This window comes from Cupriavidus sp. GW821-FHT07C08 (assembly GCF_059419025.1).
In genome coordinates this window covers 147,340-162,205 of record NZ_JBWKQZ010000009.1, presented here as the reverse complement: position 1 = coordinate 162,205, position 14,866 = coordinate 147,340, and the positions used below count along the sequence as shown (strand labels likewise).

Below are 14,866 nucleotides of genomic sequence, written 5' to 3'. Positions count from 1 at the left end.
GTTATCGCACGCGCCCCGTTCCTGTGTCCGCCGTCCCGCCACCCATTCCAGCCCCGCCTGCCACGTCAGCCGCTCCGGCCTACGTGGTGGCCGTGCGCGCGCTGTGCGAGTTCACCGCCAAGGCGGGTGACCTGGACCTGCGCTTCGTGCCGACGCCATCGGCGCAGGAGGGCATGGCCGGGCATGCCGTAGTGACCAGCCGGCGCGCGGAGGGCTACCAGGCCGAGGTGGCGCTTGCCGCCGATTTCGGCCCCTTGCATGTGCGCGGCCGCGCCGATGGCTACGATCCCGCCGCCAACCGGCTGGAAGAAATCAAGACCGTGCGCGGCGATGCCGCCGTGCCGGACAACCACCGCCACCTGCACTGGGCGCAGGCCAAGGTCTACGGCTGCCTGTTATGCCGCAAGCTGGGGCTGCCCGGGCTGGAGATCGCGGTAGTCTATTTCGACATCATCAGCCAGCGCGAGCACCCGGTCGCGGAGCACTTCACTGCGCAGGCGCTGGAAGCCTTCTTCGTGCAGACCTGCGAGCAGTTCCTGCACTGGGCGCAGGCAGAACTGGCTCACCGGCAGGCGCGCGATGGCGCGCTGGCGCAGCTGGCCTTTCCGCACCAGGGCTTCCGTCCGGGCCAGCGCGAACTGGCGCAGGCGGTCTACAACGCCAACCGCGCGGGCCGCCACCTGCTGGCGCAGGCGCCCACGGGCATCGGCAAGTCGGTCGGCACGCTGTTCCCGGTACTCAAGGCCATGCCGGGACAGGGCATCGACAAGGTGTACTTCCTGTCGGCCCGCTCCACCGGGCGCGGCGTGGCGCTGCACGCCGCCAATGCGCTGCGCGGCCACGGCGCGCAGCCGCTGCATGTGCTGGAGCTGGTGGCCCGCGACAAGGCTTGCGAGCACCCGGAGCTGGCCTGCCACGGCGAGTCCTGCCCGCTGGCGCGCGGCTTCTATGACCGCCTGCCGGCAGCACGCGAAGCCGCGCGCGGCGTGCCGGTGCGCGACCGCGCCGCGGTGCGCACGCTGGCGCTGGCACACGGGATCTGCCCTTACTATCTGTCGCAGGAGCTGGTCCGCTGGAGCGACGTGGTGGTGGCCGACTACAACTACTACTTCGACCGCAGCGCGTTACTGTACGCGCTGACCGCGGCCAATGGCTGGCGCGCCAGCGTGCTGGTGGACGAGGCCCACAACCTGGTCGAGCGCGGCCGCGCCATGTACACCGCGGAACTCGACCCCCAATCGCTGCGCGAGGTGCGCCGCAGCGCGCCGGCCGTCGTGCGCAAGCCATTGACGCGGCTGGCCCGGCAATGGAGCACGCTGGCGCGCCAGAGTGACGACGCCTATGAAGTCCTGCCCGAAGTGCCCGCGGCCTTGCGCCGCGCGCTGGACGAATGCTGCGTGGCGGCACTGACGCATATGACCGAGCATCCAGGCGCGCAGGATCCGGCGCTGCAGCGCTTCAATTTCGATGCGCTGCATTTTGGCCGCCTGGCCGAGCAGCTCGACGCGCATTCGCTGTTCGATATCCAGCGCGTGCCGCGCAGCGGCCGCGGCCACCATGCGCGGCTGTGCCTGCGCAATGTCATCCCGGCCCCGTTCCTGCGCCCGCGCTTTGCCGCCGCGCATTCGGTCACGCTGTTCTCCGCGACGCTCGATCCTGCCGCCTATTACCTCGATACGCTGGGTTTGCCTGCCGATTGCGCGCGGGTGCAAGTGCCATCGCCGTTCCGCGCCGAGCAACTGTCGGTGCGGATTGCAGCGCGCATCTCCACCCGCTATGCGCGGCGCGAACAATCGCTGCCGGCCATCGTCGCGCTGATGGCCGGCCAGTTCCGCGCGCGGCGCGGCAACTACCTGGCTTTCTTCAGCAGCCACGAGTACCTGCAGCAAGCCGTGGCCCGCTTTGCCCAGTCTCACCCCGACATTCCGCATTGGGTGCAGTCGCGCGGCATGGACGAAGCCGCGCAGGCGGCGTTCCTGGGCACGTTTGCGGAAGGCGGCGAGGGCATCGGCTTTGCGGTGCTGGGAGGCGCCTTTGCCGAAGGCGTGGATCTGCCCGGCGAGCGCCTGATCGGCGCCTTCGTTGCCACCCTGGGACTGCCACAGTTCAACGCGGTCAACGAGCAGTTCCGCGCGCGCATGCAGCAGGTGTTCGGGCAGGGATATGCCTATGCCTACCTGTATCCCGGGCTGCGCAAGGTGGTGCAGGCGGCGGGCCGGGTCATCCGCACGCAGCAGGACCAGGGCGTGGTCTACCTGATCGACGACCGCTTTGCCGCGGCCGAGGTGCGCGAGCTGCTGCCGGCATGGTGGGAAATCGCCACGGCGGCGTAGAAATTACACAGCCGGGCCAGTCTGGGGCATCCTCTTTGCGCGGTGCCTGCCCGGTGTTGCCGCTGGAACGAATCTGGCAGGCATGCGGATGCTATCAGCCAGCTGTCGCGAAAGGACCAGATCCATGCCCATGACCCAACAATACGCGGCCACCGAGCCGACCCGCACGGAAGTGGATGCGCTGCCGGGCGCCACCGTGCTGGAATTCGGCGCGCCGTGGTGCGGCTACTGCCAGCGCGCCCAGCCGGCGCTGGCCGAGGCCTTTGCCGTGCATCCGGCGTTGCGCCATCTCAAGATCGAGGACGGCAGCGGGCGCCGGCTTGGCCGGTCGTTTCACATCAAGCTGTGGCCGACGCTGGTGTTCCTGCGCGACGGGCAGGAAGTGGCGCGGCTGGTGCGCCCGACCGAGTCAGACCCGATCCGCGAGGCCATGCGCCGCATTGCGTAGCCCGGCCGCGCGCTGCCTTACTTGGCAAACACCTGGCTCAGGTCGCCAAAGGCCTTGAACTCCAGCGCATTGCCCGACGGGTCCAGGAAGAACATGGTGGCCTGCTCGCCAACCTGGCCCTTGAAGCGCACATGCGGCTCGATCACGAACTGCGTGCCCGCCGCGCGCAGCCGCTCGGCCAGCGCCTCCCATTCGCCCATCGGCAGGATTGCGCCGAAGTGCCGCACCGGCACGTCATCGCCATCGACGGCGCTGGTGGCGCGGTGCCCGCATTCCTCTGGCGACAGGTGCGCCACCACCTGATGGCCATAGAAATTGAAGTCCACCCAGGCCTCGGAACTGCGCCCTTCGGGGCAGCCAAGCAAGTCGCCATAGAAGCGCCTTGCCTCGGCCAGGTCGCGCACGGGGAAAGCCAGGTGGAACAGGGGAATAGAGGAAGTCGCGCTCATGCGGGGGGCCTTTGTCGGGGGTCGGTATGCGGGCAGGCGTTGGCCTGCGCGTTGATTGTAGCCAGCACAACCCGTAATATGAAGCGAATCATTTTTGCTCTGAGCATCAGACTTTTCGATAGATGATCCGCTACTTCCAGACCTTCCTGGTGGCCGCCGAGACTGGCTCGTTTTCCGCCGCCGCGGCGCGGCTGGCGCTGACGCAGTCGGCCGTCAGCACGCAGATCCGGCGGCTGGAAGAGGACCTGGACTGCGTACTCTTCGATCGCACCGGCAAGTCGGTCGCGCTCAGCGAAGCCGGGCGCCGGCTGGTGCCGGAGGCGCGGCGCTTTGTCGAGCTCTATGCCGCGATGAAGGACCGCGCCGGCCCGCACGCCGACGCCGCGCCGGTGGAGCTGGGCGCGGTGTCCACGGTCCAGGCCACCTTGCTGGCGGATGCGATGCGGCATTTCCGGGGGCGCTTTCCGGACTCGCACGTCAACGTGGTGCCGGGCATGTCCACCCAGCTGCTGACGCAGGTGGATGCGCGCGAGCTGGACATCGCCGTGCTGATCCGGCCGCGGCTGGGCTTTCCGCCGGACCTCAAGTGGGTGCCGCTGGTGCGCGAGGGCTATGTCGGCATTGGTCCCGCCGGTGCGCCTGCAGACCTGCGCGCGCTGCTGGAGACGCTTCCGTTCATCCGCTACAACCGCCACAGCACCGGCGGGCAGCTGGTGGACGGCTACCTGAAGCGGCAGCGGCTATGGGTCAGGGAAGGGATGGAGCTGGATGAGCCGGCCGTGATCCTGCAGATGGTGGCAGCTGGCCTGGGTTGCGCCATCATCCCGTCCGAACTGGTGCCATTGCAGCAGTCCGCGGGCGTGGTGCAGGCGCCCTTGCCGGGCGGGCCGCTCTATCGCGACGTAGGCGTTCTGGTGCGCGAATCGGCACTGCGCCGCGCGCCGGTGGCGGCGCTGATCGATGCCTTTGTGGCCGCCAGCGCGCGCTGGCAGCCTGCCGTGGTGTAAGGCGGGATACTCAGCGGCTGCCGGGCAGGACCAACGTGACCAGCACCGAGGCATCGGAGATGGCGGTGACGTCGTAGCGCACGCTCGGCCCCAGGTAGAGCAGGTCGCCCTGGTGCAGCTGGCGCTCGGCGCCGTCCACCCGCACGCGCACCTCGCCTTCCAGGCATTGCACGGTCATCGGGCCATCCACCGCATGGGGCGGCACATGCTTGCCCGCCTTCAGCACCAGCCGCATCACTTCCAGCGGGCCTTCCTTGAATAGGGCCTGGGTGGCGGTCTGGTCCAGCCGTGTGCCCAGTGGCAGCACGCTGGTGATCTGTCCGGATGCAAGATGGGGAAGGGACATGCGCGGCTCCTCGCTCTTCTGGTGGGGTGGCTTGTCAGGCACGGCCGGCGCCTGGCGGCGGCACGCCTTCTCAATCTAGCACCGGAGCGCGCACCTCAGTAGTACTCAGCGTGATGTAACCGGCGAAGGCGCCGACGCGGCAACGTCCGCTTGTGCGCAAGGCGTGGCATTGCGGGCTTGTGCGGTGCGCTCGACTGCGATCCTGGCAGCGGCGCGGCCGCGCTCGATCACAGCCCAGTCAGGACCGGCGGCAGCGGGGAAAGACGCGGCCAGGGCGCCAAGGCCGAGCAGCGCGAACAGGATGGTTTTCATGAGGGAGGTCTTCAGGAGGAACGGGAGAAGAGACGGGGCCTTGCGCCCCGTCGACACGCCACGGCGGCTGCCGTGGCGCGAGCAGGCGCTGGTCAGGCGGCAGCCGAAACGCGCGAGCCGCTATGGGCCGGCGGTGCCGACACGCCGCTGCGGTCCATGCCCGCCACTTCCATGGCGGCGGCAGCGCGGTTGGCGCCGTCGGTGAACGGGTCGCGCCGGTCGTTGACGCGGGCGCCATCGGTGAAGGGGTCGCGCTTGCCATGGATGTGCGCGCCTTCGGTAAACGGGTCGCGCTTGCCGTTGTGCAGGTTGTAGCCGTAGCGGTCGGCGGCGACGCCGCGGTCGTTCAGGCCTTGCGCCATGGCAGGGCTGGCCAGTGCGGCGGCACCGAGTGCTGCGATCGAGAGGGTCGTGGCAAGGAGGGCTTTGAGAGCGTTTTTATGCATGTCTGCTGTTTTTGGGTAGGTGGACGGCATGGCCCGCGAGGGGCTGCGCGGGGATGGCGGATCTGCCTCCCGCGCCGTCCGGGTTCGCCCTTTGGGCGGTGCCGTCGCGTGGGAAGCGCGCGGCACAGGACGAAGTTTAGTCAGGCTGATTCATTCCTGTGATGATTTAAATGTCGAAAGATCAGTCGTTTTTTTCATCACCAGTCGCATTGGCGTCAGCCACCTTGCGCGCGGCCTGCCAACCCCCGCCGAGCGCGAGGAACAGGTCGACCTGGCGCGCGGCGACAAGGCCTTCGGACGCAGCCAGTGCGGCCTCTGCATCGGCCAGCGTGCGCTCGGCGTCCAGGCGTGCCAGGTACGGGATGCGCCCCGCCTGCTGCAGGCGGCGCTGCAGCCGAGCGGCTTCGGCGGCCTGTTCGCGGGCCGCGTGCAGGGCTTCGTGCCGTTCCAGTTCACGCGTGTAGGCCGACAGAGCCGTTTCCGTTTCCTGCAGCGCGCGCAGCACCGCGCCGTCAAAGCGCGCCAGGGCGGCGTCGGCCGCCGCTTCATGCCCGTGGATGCGATGGCGCACGCCGTTGGTCGGCAGCGACCAGCTCAGCAGCGGCCCCACGCTCCAGCGCGCCGTCGGACCGCTGCCAAGGTGGCTCAGCACGCCGGTCAGCCCGGCGCTGGCGCCGATGCGGATCGACGGATACAGGTCCGCCGTGGCCACGCCGATGCGAGCGGTGGCCGCGGCCAGTTCGCGTTCCGCCTGGCGGATATCGGGCCGGCGCCTGAGCAGCGCGGCGCCGTCACCCACGGGCAGCGGCGCACGCAGCGTGGGTTCCGCATGGCAGTCCACCTCGGCCTGTGGCAGTGCCGCAGGCGGCTTGCCCAGCAGCAGCGCGAGCCGGTGGCGTGCGGCGCTACGCGCGGCTTCCAGCGTTGGCAAGGCAGCGCGCAGCGCTTCGGTGCGGGCGCGCTCGCGCGCTACGTCGGCGGGTTCGCCGCGGCCGGCTGCGACCAGGCGGCCGGTGGCGTCCAGCGTGCGTTGCTGTACCGCGAGCTGCTGGGTGGCGGCGGCCAGTTCATGCGTGGCGGCGCAGCCCTGCACGTAGGCGCGCACGGTCTGTGCTGCCACGGTGATGCGCACCACGTCGAGCGTGGCCTCGCTGGCTTCGGCGCCGGCCAGCGCGGCCTCGTCGGCGCGGGCGAGCTTGCCGAAGAAGTCGATCAGGTAGGACACGCCGAAACCGAAGTCCCCCAGGTTGAACACCGGTGGCTTGGTGGTCTGCAGGAAGCTCTCGGCCGACAGCTGCGCGCGCGATACGCTGGCGCTGGCGCCGCCCTGGGGCAGGTTCTCGGACTCCACCTCGTGCAGCAGCGCCACCGCGCGGCGCAGGTTGGCACTGGCGGCGCGGATGTCGGTGTTGGCGGCCAGCGCCTGTTCGACCAGCCGGTCGAGCCGGGCGTCGTCATAGAGCCGCCACCAGTCGCCGGGCACGGGCGCGATGGCCACGCCGTGCGCTTCGGCGCCCTGCAACGGGCCGTTGGCCGCGGGCGTGCGCACCGCCGCATGATCGGGCACGCGATAGTCCGGTCCCACGGTGGTGCAGGCGCACAGGCAGGCCGCGGCGCACGCCAGCCAGGGATGGCGCGGCCTCACGACCGGGGCCCCGCGCGGCGGCTGGCGTCATCGTCGCGCGGGGCTTCGCGAACGGCCACAGTCGCGGTGCGGCCGGAGACCAGGCGCACATCCGTGGGCACGTCCTCCAGCACGATGCGCACCGGCACGCGCTGTGCCAGCCGCACCCAGTTGAAGGTCGGGTTGACGTTGGGCAGCAGGTTCGAGCCCGCGCTGCGGTCGCGGTCCTCGATGCCGGCGGCGATGCTCTGCACGTGCCCGCGCAGGTGCCGGGGCTCGCCCATGATATGCACGTCGACCGGGCTGCCGATGCGGATCCGGTGCAGCTTGGTTTCCTCGAAATAGCCTTCCACGTGGAAGGACCCGGCATCGACCATCGACAACACCGGGCGGCCGGTCGAGACATAGTCGCCCAAGCGCGGCAGCCGGTCGTTGAGGTAGCCCGCCACCGGGCTGCGCACACTGGTGCGCTCCAGGTTCAGCCGGGCCAGCCGCAGCGCGGCTTCGGCCTGCGCCAGCGCGGCTTCGCCTTGCTCCACGCGCGCACGCCCCTGTTCCGCGACTTCGGCGGCAACCAGGCCGTCGAGATTGCGGTTGCGCGCGGCTTCGCGCCGCGCCTGCGCCAGCGCGGCGCGCTGGGTCGCTACCGTGGCCAGCGCCTGCTGCAGGGCCAGCGCGTAGCGGTCGCGGTCGATCTCGAACAGGACTTCGCCTTGCTGCACGCGCTGGTTGTCGCGCGCCAGCACGCGCGTGACCAGCCCGGACACATCGGGCGCCACCTGGATGATGTCGGCACGTACGTGTCCGTCGCGGGTCCACGGCGCGGCCGTGTAGTAGTCCCACAGGTGGCGCAGCACCAGCAGGGCGGCGATGGCGGCCAGCAGCGTTGGCAGCAAGGGAAGCAGGGGGCGGAGTCGGAAGGTCATGAAGGCAGTCCCGGCACCGCGACAAACACTGCGGCCACAACGCCAAGGACGATCACAAAGAGGGAAAGATTGAACAGCGAGCGGTGCCAGATATGCCGGTAGCAGCCCAGCGCGGCCAGCGCCATGCGGATCGCGGTAGTGACGGCGAAGGCCAGCACCATCAGCACCAGCACGCCTGGCACGAAGACGCCATAGAGATCGATTTCACTGAGCATTCGGCGGCAGCGGAAAGTTGGGGAGATCAGCGGGACAGGGCAGCCGCCGCGCCAGGCAGCAGCGTGACCTGCAGCACCACCAGCGCGCCGAGCGTGCCGCGATGGTCCGGGCGGTCACCTGCGGGCAGCGCGGCCACGCCGGCGATGGCATCGGCCACCCAGGCGGCCAGCCCCGCCGGCGCCGGCACGGCATGGCCCGCGCGCAGCCGTGCCCGGAAATGCCGGGCCACCGCGGCCAGCACGCGGCGCACCGGCTTGCGCGCCGCGGGCGGCAAGGCCGGCAGCGCCTTCTGCAGCGCCAGCGCGCAGTAGCCGACCTGCAGCGCATGGAAGCCATCGGACGACAAGGGATCGCCGGCAGCCCCCAGCCGCGGCACCAGCTGGCCGAGCCGGTCCAGCATGCGCGCGCCCAGCCGCGCATCACCATCGGCCGCGCGCGGCGTGGCGGCCTGGGCCAGGTCCTGCCAGCTGGCGCGCACCAGCCGGTGCGCCGCCGCGCGCGCGCCGAACGGGCGTACCGCCATTGACCATAGCGGCGCGAACAGCATTGCCGCGGCGCTGGCCAGGCAGGTATTGAAGGTGCCGAGGAAATCCGCATCGAATACGGCCTGCACGTTGGCGAACGACGCCGTGTTCACCGACAGCAACATCGCAATCAGCTGGAAGCCCGGGCGCGCGATCAGCAGGCCGATACCGAGGTAGGGCAGCGCCAGCATCGCGGCCAGCGCTTCAAAGGTGTGCGCGTGCGGCACCACCAGGAACAGGTAGCCGGACGACACCAGCAGGCAGATCGTGCTCCAGCGCAGGAAGGCACCGGCCATGCGGCGCGGCTCGTCGATGGCCGCAAAGAAGCAGCAGGCGATCGATGCCACCGCGACCGCGCCGGCGCCGTCCTCCCAGCCCGAGAAGATCCACAACAGCCCCGCGCAGAAAACCGCCAGGCCGCTGGACACGGCGCCGAACAGCAGCATGCCGTGGTCGTGGTGATGGCCGGCGGCCTCCGGGGCCGGGTCGTCGCGTCGCAGCGGCGCGCCGGCGCTGCGGTCGCCGATGCCTTGCTGCAGCGCCCGGCATTCTGCGTACAAGGTGCCCAGGCGCTGCAGCTGGTCCGCCGCCGTGGCAGCGAGGCGGGCTTGCCAGTCGACCTCGCCCGTGCAGCCATTGGCAAGCCAGCCGCCCGTGGCGACCGGAGGCGGCGTGGCAGCATCGGTCGCCAGCCAGGCGGTCGTCGCAGCCAGGGCCTCGCGCAGTGGCAGCGGCATGCCGTCCGGATGGCTGCGCAGCGCCTGCAGCACGCTTTCCAGCGACGACAGCAGCGGCATCAGCATGGTCATGCGCTGGCGCAGCGCGCGGGCATGGCGCAGCGTGTGGCTGCCCTCGGTGTCATAGGCCAGCTGGCTGACCAGCTGGTCCAGCGCCAGGATGTCGGCGGCGAGCCGGTGGCGGCTGTCGTCGGCGCGCGGGCTGCCGGCGAGGATGTCCGATGCCCAGGCCGCCGCGTCGGCGAGCCAGGTGGCGGCGCGGGACCGCAGCGCGGGCGCCACCTTGGCCGGGAAGACGACCGAGCCCACCAGCCCCGCGCAGACGATGCCGATCACGATTTCCTCGATCCGGGCCACGGCGATATCGAAGATCTGCGCCGGTGCGCTGACGGCCGGCAGCGCGACGATCGGCAGGGTGTAGGCCGCCAGCAGGTACACATAGCTGCGCGGCGTGCGCTGCAGCAGCGACAGGTACACCAGCACGGTGATCCACAGCGCGATCGCACCCATCAGCACGATCGGCATGTTGACCAGCTGCGGCACCGTGGCCACCGCGGCGGTGGCACCCAGCATCGTGCCGGCCACGCGGTAGGCCGCCTTGGAACGGGTGGCGCCGGTCAGGGGATGGGAAACAAAGTACACCGTCGCCATGGCCCAGTACGGCCGCGGCAGGCCCAGCGCCAGCGCGATATATAGCGCCAGCATCGCGGCGGCGAATGCCTTCAGCGAGAACAGCCACTGTCGTGCATTCGGCCAGCTAGCCATGGAGCGGGGTCTTCAGGAGGAGTTGAGGGCACACCGCGGCCTGCCGCTCCACGCTTCATTTGGCGGCGCAGTTGGGCGGGGGCGATGTGTGGAAGCGAAGTGTAGCCAAACCTTTCGCATTCCATTCATGATTTAATATTGGTCTTTCCATTCCCTTTGTTCATGGATGGCGCAAGCGGCCTGCAGGCAGCCCGCCCGCCGTCCCTCAGCACCATGCCCATCGATATCCGCGCGCTGCGCTATTTCGTCGAGACTGCCCGGCTGCGCAGCTTTACCCAGGCCGCGACCTCGCTGTTCGTCACCCAGTCGACCATCAGCAAGATGGTCAAGCAGCTGGAGGACGAGGTCGGCCAGCCCCTGCTGATCCGTGAAGGCAAGAGCGTGCGGCTGACCGACGTGGGCCGCGTGGTCTACGAGCGCGGGCAGGAGGCGCTGGGCGTGGTGCACCGGCTGACGCTGGAGGTGTCCGACCTGTCCTCGCTGGGCCGGGGGCAGCTGACGGTGGGGATCCCGCCGATGGTCAACCTGTTCTTTTCACCGGCGGTCAGCGCCTTCCGGCAGCGCTATCCCAACCTGTTGCTGACCCTGGACGAACACGGCGGGCAGGTGGTGGAGCAACTGGTGGCCAGTGGCGAGCTCGAAGTCGGCGCCACGGTGCTGCCGGGCGACAGCGGCCTGGCGCTGGAAACGCGCCAGTTCGGCCGCTACCCGATCTGGGCCGTAGGGCCGCGCAAGGCCGCCTGGGCGCGCGGGCGCACCGTCACGCTGGCGGCGCTGCGCGATGAGCCGCTGGTGATGCTGACCGATGACTTCTCGCTGACGCGCAAGCTGCGGCAGGCATTTCTGGAAGCACGCATCGAGCCGCGCGTGGTGGCGCGCAGCGGGCACTGGGATTTCCTGGCGTCGATGGCGGCGGCGGGGCTCGGCACTACCTTCCTGCCGCAGCCGCTGGCAGAGCGCCTGCAGGGCCAGGGCACGCTGGCCATGGCGCGGCTGACCGAGCCGGCAATGGACTGGACCATGGCGCATATCTGGTCGCCGGGACGCTACCTGTCGCATGCGGCGCGGGCGTGGCTGGCGGTCTGCGATGAGGTGCTGGGGGGCTCTTGAACCGGCGCGCGTGCGGCGGCCTCACTTCTTCAGGCACTGGTCCGGCGGGATATCCAGCAAGACCAGCGATTTCTGCCCGGCCACGTAGTGGTAGCGTAACCTGACCCCCAGCTTGCCGAGCACCGGCACATCCGGGTTGCGGCAGATGCCGCGCTCCAGGATCGGCTTGGCCGTCGCCATGAACGCGCGGGTATCGTCACGCGCGGCATCCACCCCCGAAACCTTCAGCTGGAACTCGACGATCTTGCCTGGCCGCGTCACGCAGCCGTCGAAGCGGGTGGTGTCGTCCAGTTCGAGCGGGCCAGCGCGCATCAGCTCCTGGCAGGCCATGCGCAGCTCACGGTCGACATCGCCCGCTGTCAGGCGGGTCACGCCGTTCATGCCTGTGGGCTTGCCGCGCACCGTGCCCAGCAGCAGCGTGGCCAGCCCTGACAGTTGCGGGGACGGCGCAGGCGGGGCCGCAACGGTGGCGGAAACGGCAAGTGGCGCGGCCAGCAGGGACAGGCCCAGGCACACAGCGGCATGGCGCAAAGAATGGCGATCGGGGACGGCGGGGGCAGCAGGGGCAGGGCGCATGACGCAACGGGGACAGGATTGCCTTGGGGCTCGCGCTGCTACTTTAGCCTTGGCGCGTTGCCGCCGTTGTCAGGCGTTGTCCTACGGCGCAACGGTGGCTTGCCCTGGCGGCCGCGGCATGCGTGCGCACGGGGAGCGTAGAATCCGGGTTCCTAGGACCTGATCGAAGTCCCGAGTCCCGCCATGTCCGTGCAGATCCGCCCAGAGTCGCCGTCCGACGCCGACGCCATCGCGCAGCTGACCACCGCCGCCTTCCTGACGGCGCCGCACACCAGCCACACCGAGGCGTTCGTCATCAATGCGCTGCGCCGCGCCGGCCAGCTGACGGTGTCGCTGGTCGCACAGGCCGGCGACAGGCTGGTGGGACACGTGGCGATATCGCCGGTGACGGTGTCATCCGGCGCGACCGGCTGGTACGGACTGGGCCCGATCTCGGTGGCGCCGGACCTGCAGGGGCAGGGCATCGGCTCACAGCTGATGCACGCGGCGCTGGCTGACCTGCGCCGTCTTGGCGCCGCCGGCTGCGTGCTGCTGGGCGATCCCGCCTACTACGGCCGCTTCGGCTTTGCCGCGCGGCCCGGGCTGGTGCTGGACGGCGTGCCGCCCGAGTACTTCCAGGCACTGGCGTTCGACGGCGGCTATCCGGCGGGCAGCGTGCAATACCACGACGCCTTCAGCGCCACCGCCTGACGGGCGGGCGTTCAGAGCTCCAGCACCAGCCGGCCGCCGCCACAGGCGCGCGAGCAGCACGCCATCATGCGCTGGTTGGCCTCGCGCTCGCTGCGGGTGAGCACCACGTCGCGATGGTCGACCTGGCCGGCCAGCACGCGCACCTCGCACGACCCGCACAGGCCTTCCTCGCAGTCGCTCTGCACGTCGATATTGGCGCCGCGCAGCGCGCTCAGCAGGGTCTGGCCGGCCGGGACTTCCATGACCAGGCCGGAGTCCTTCAGCTCGACGGTAAAGGGCTGTTCCTTCGACGCATCCAGCGTGCCCAGCTTCGATACGAAGTGCTCCACGCGCAGCGCATCTTCCGGCCATGCCGCGCAGCACTCGGCCAGCGCATCCAGCATGCGCTGCGGGCCGCAGGCGTAGATCTGGGTGCGCGGGTCCGGCTGCGCCAGCAGCTTGGCGAAGTCGGCGCGCTGGCCCTCATCGCTGGCGTGGACGTGCAGCCGCGCACCGTGCAGGGCCTGCAGTTCATCCAGCATCGCCATCGCCGGGCGCGAACGGCCGCAGTAGTGGAATTCGTAATCGATGCCAAGCGCATGGGCGCGCCGCGCCATCGCGCTGACCGGCGTGATGCCGATGCCGCCGGCGATAAAGACGGCACGCTTGCAGCTTTCATCGAAGCGGAAGTGATTGCGCGGCCCGCGGATGCGCAGGCGGTCGCCGGCCTGGACACTGCCATGCACCCAGGCCGAGCCGCCTCGGCTGTCGGGGTCGCGCAGCACAGCAATCTCCAGCGCCGCGGCGTCGTCCGGGTCGCCGCACAGCGAATACTGGCGCGACAGCCCGGTATCGCCGCATTCCACGTCGATATGCGAGCCCGGCGCCCAGCGCGGCAGCGGCTTGCCGTCAGGTGCCGCCAGCCGCAGCCGGACCACGCCGTCGGCGGCGGGCGTGACGCGCTCGACCACCACCGTGCGGGCGATGGTGTGCGCGGACGGCTCGCCGATGCGCACCGGCTGGTGCACCTCGAGCAGGGCCGGGTCGCGGCGCTCGGGGTTCTGCGCGGGGTCCCATTCCACCAGCAGGTGCTCAGGGCCGCGGAACGAGGTGTTGGGCACGTAGGTGAAGGTCTGCTCGGCCAGGCGCATATGCGGCAGCCGGCGTGTCAGTTCCTCCAGGAAGACTTGCATCTCCATGCGCGCCAGGTTCTTGCCCATGCACTGGTGCGAGCCGTAGCCAAAGGTCAGCTGCTCGCTGGCGTTGTCGCGGCGGATGTCGAACAGGTCGGCATCGGCAAAATGGCGCTCGTCATGGTTGGCCGAAGACGTGACGATCAGCAGCTTGCTGCCCGCCGGCAGGCGGATGCCGCCGATCTCGGCGTCGCGCGTCACCAGCCGCCGCCATGCGGCGACGGAGCCGTTGTGGCGCAGGCATTCTTCCACCGCATTGGGGATCAGCGATGGATCGTCGCAGATCTCGCGCCACGCATCCGGATGCTGCAGCAGCAGCTTGATGGCATTGGCCGAGGCATTGGCGGTGGTCTCGTGCGCGGCGACGATGCCGGCCATCATCATCGAATGCAGGTAGGAATCGGTGACCACCTCGGGCAGGTCTTTCTGCTTGCGCAGGCCGTACTGCATCCAGCCCGGGCCGGACGGGTCCTCGCGCATCTTGTCGAGGATGCGGCCCGCCAGCTGCCAGAAGTTGCCCACGGCATGCGCCACCGCCACCTGTTCCTCCGGCTTTGGCCGGCCCCAGGTGTTGACGGTATGGGCGATGGAGTACTGGCGCAGCAGGTCCATGTCCTCTTCGGGCACGCCCAGGAAATGCAGGGCCACGGTCAGCGGCACCTCCCACAGCATCTGGTCGACCAGGTCGGCGCGGCCATCGTCGATAAAGCGGTCGACATACTCGCGCGCCAGGCGGCGCACCAGCGGCTCATGGTGCGCCAGTTCCGCGGGCGTGAACGGTGCCATCAGCGCGCGCCGGCGCGGCATGTGGGCGGGCTCGTCCTCGTTGACCAGCGTGCGGTTCATGGCGTAGCCATAGGAGGCCAGCACGGCATTGGCCTCGTCGCCAGTGGGCGTGATCTTCTCCAGCGCGATCGACGGGCTGAAGGTCAGGTTGTCGCGGAAGATCGCCTTGATGTCTTCATAGCGCGTGACCACCCAGTAGCCCAGCCTGGGGCTGTAGAACACCGGCTCCTGCTCGCGCGACCAGCGCACGTATTCAGGCGGGTCCTGCTGGTAGCCGTCGCCGAAGGGATCGAATTGCGCCGCGTTGTGGCTGACCGGGCAGCCGTTGGGCGCGGTCAGGGCGCTGTGGTCGATCGGGCAGCCGCTGCGCGCGGCGCTGGAGGAGGGGTTGGCCATACT

At 70.0% G+C, this 14,866-nt stretch carries 15 protein-coding genes; 5 read left to right on the top strand and 10 right to left on the bottom strand.

Features of this window, described 5'->3' with window-relative positions:
• The first annotated feature begins 23 nt into the window (after positions 1-23).
• Together AC07UK_RS14370 and AC07UK_RS14365 are read left to right on the top strand one after the other, a co-directional pair.
• The gene (locus tag AC07UK_RS14370; RefSeq protein WP_494685722.1) at positions 24-2,333 is read left to right on the top strand and encodes an ATP-dependent DNA helicase; all 2,310 of its coding nucleotides are present in this window, start codon (positions 24-26) and stop codon (positions 2,331-2,333) included.
• A 124-nt stretch (positions 2,334-2,457) separates the two neighbouring features.
• Complete coding sequence (locus AC07UK_RS14365) at positions 2,458-2,781, top strand: thioredoxin family protein (protein ID WP_013952898.1); 324 nt, start codon at positions 2,458-2,460, stop codon at positions 2,779-2,781.
• 17 nt (positions 2,782-2,798) lie between these two features.
• On the opposite strand, the gene AC07UK_RS14360 is transcribed toward AC07UK_RS14365, so the two are convergent.
• Positions 2,799-3,230 carry a VOC family protein gene (locus tag AC07UK_RS14360; RefSeq protein WP_026200683.1) on the bottom strand — a complete coding sequence of 144 codons (432 nt, stop codon included), beginning with the start codon at positions 3,228-3,230 and terminating at the stop codon, positions 2,799-2,801.
• A gap of 122 nt (positions 3,231-3,352) precedes the next feature.
• Here AC07UK_RS14360 and AC07UK_RS14355 point away from each other — a divergent pair, with 122 nt between their 5' ends.
• Positions 3,353-4,237, top strand: coding sequence for a LysR family transcriptional regulator (locus AC07UK_RS14355; protein WP_436223459.1), 885 nt, complete (start codon positions 3,353-3,355; stop codon positions 4,235-4,237).
• 10 nt (positions 4,238-4,247) lie between these two features.
• Here AC07UK_RS14355 and AC07UK_RS14350 read toward each other — a convergent pair whose 3' ends face one another.
• The 7 genes from AC07UK_RS14350 to AC07UK_RS14320 form a co-directional block, all read right to left on the bottom strand.
• A complete protein-coding gene (locus tag AC07UK_RS14350; RefSeq protein WP_436223458.1) occupies positions 4,248-4,583 on the bottom strand; it encodes a cupin domain-containing protein in 336 nt (111 codons plus the stop codon).
• 105 nt (positions 4,584-4,688) lie between these two features.
• Positions 4,689-4,895 (bottom strand): hypothetical protein, encoded by a 207-nt coding sequence (locus AC07UK_RS14345; RefSeq protein ID WP_436223457.1) that lies wholly within the window; start codon positions 4,893-4,895, stop codon positions 4,689-4,691.
• Between the two features lie 92 nt (positions 4,896-4,987).
• Positions 4,988-5,341 carry a hypothetical protein gene (locus AC07UK_RS14340; RefSeq protein WP_436223456.1) on the bottom strand — a complete coding sequence of 118 codons (354 nt, stop codon included), beginning with the start codon at positions 5,339-5,341 and terminating at the stop codon, positions 4,988-4,990.
• A gap of 181 nt (positions 5,342-5,522) precedes the next feature.
• Positions 5,523-6,986 carry an efflux transporter outer membrane subunit gene (locus AC07UK_RS14335; RefSeq protein ID WP_494685723.1) on the bottom strand — a complete coding sequence of 488 codons (1,464 nt, stop codon included), beginning with the start codon at positions 6,984-6,986 and terminating at the stop codon, positions 5,523-5,525.
• Positions 6,983-7,891, bottom strand: coding sequence for an efflux RND transporter periplasmic adaptor subunit (locus tag AC07UK_RS14330; protein WP_494685724.1), 909 nt, complete (start codon positions 7,889-7,891; stop codon positions 6,983-6,985). The genes AC07UK_RS14335 and AC07UK_RS14330 overlap by 4 nt, the downstream gene beginning before the upstream one ends.
• The gene (locus tag AC07UK_RS14325; RefSeq protein ID WP_494685725.1) at positions 7,888-8,106 is read right to left on the bottom strand and encodes a DUF1656 domain-containing protein; all 219 of its coding nucleotides are present in this window, start codon (positions 8,104-8,106) and stop codon (positions 7,888-7,890) included. Before AC07UK_RS14325 ends, AC07UK_RS14330 begins: the two co-directional genes overlap by 4 nt.
• A gap of 26 nt (positions 8,107-8,132) precedes the next feature.
• Positions 8,133-10,133 carry an FUSC family protein gene (locus AC07UK_RS14320; RefSeq protein WP_494685726.1) on the bottom strand — a complete coding sequence of 667 codons (2,001 nt, stop codon included), beginning with the start codon at positions 10,131-10,133 and terminating at the stop codon, positions 8,133-8,135.
• Positions 10,134-10,346: 213 nt separating this feature from the next.
• Here AC07UK_RS14320 and AC07UK_RS14315 point away from each other — a divergent pair, with 213 nt between their 5' ends.
• Positions 10,347-11,243, top strand: coding sequence for a LysR family transcriptional regulator (locus AC07UK_RS14315; protein WP_436223451.1), 897 nt, complete (start codon positions 10,347-10,349; stop codon positions 11,241-11,243).
• 21 nt (positions 11,244-11,264) lie between these two features.
• On the opposite strand, the gene AC07UK_RS14310 is transcribed toward AC07UK_RS14315, so the two are convergent.
• A complete protein-coding gene (locus AC07UK_RS14310; protein WP_494685727.1) occupies positions 11,265-11,819 on the bottom strand; it encodes a hypothetical protein in 555 nt (184 codons plus the stop codon).
• Between the two features lie 183 nt (positions 11,820-12,002).
• On the opposite strand from AC07UK_RS14310, the gene AC07UK_RS14305 reads away from it, so the two are divergent.
• A complete protein-coding gene (locus tag AC07UK_RS14305; protein WP_494685728.1) occupies positions 12,003-12,509 on the top strand; it encodes a GNAT family N-acetyltransferase in 507 nt (168 codons plus the stop codon).
• A gap of 11 nt (positions 12,510-12,520) precedes the next feature.
• Here AC07UK_RS14305 and AC07UK_RS14300 read toward each other — a convergent pair whose 3' ends face one another.
• Positions 12,521-14,863 carry a cytochrome P450/oxidoreductase gene (locus AC07UK_RS14300; RefSeq protein WP_436223448.1) on the bottom strand — a complete coding sequence of 781 codons (2,343 nt, stop codon included), beginning with the start codon at positions 14,861-14,863 and terminating at the stop codon, positions 12,521-12,523.
• Positions 14,864-14,866: the final 3 nt, after the last annotated feature.